Consider the following 238-nt stretch of genomic DNA (forward strand, 5'->3'; position numbering starts at 1 on the left):
ACGCCGAGTCGGGGTGGTCGGACGGCATGGGTGCCGTGAGCGCGGCGAGGTGGGCCCCCTCGGCGGTGATGGCGACGAGCAGCACGGCGGACAGATCCATGCTGAGCCCGTTGCGCACGACGATCCGCTGCACCGTGAGGACCTCCAGATCGGCGGGCATCGGGTACGCGGGGCGGAGCCTGCCGCGCATCCGGAGTCGATCCTGCAGGGGGTACAGCGTCCACTTGTCGGGGTGCCC

Annotated in this window: 1 pseudogene; it reads right to left on the reverse strand. The window is 71.8% G+C overall.

Annotation, left to right across the window (positions count from 1 at the left end):
* Positions 1-190, reverse strand: a pseudogene (locus KVS71_RS18690) (glutamate decarboxylase); the annotation flags it as partial.
* Between the last annotated feature and the right edge of the window lie 48 nt (positions 191-238).

The organism is Microbacterium sp. GbtcB4, from assembly GCF_019091465.1.
Lineage (GTDB): Bacteria > Actinomycetota > Actinomycetes > Actinomycetales > Microbacteriaceae > Microbacterium > Microbacterium paraoxydans.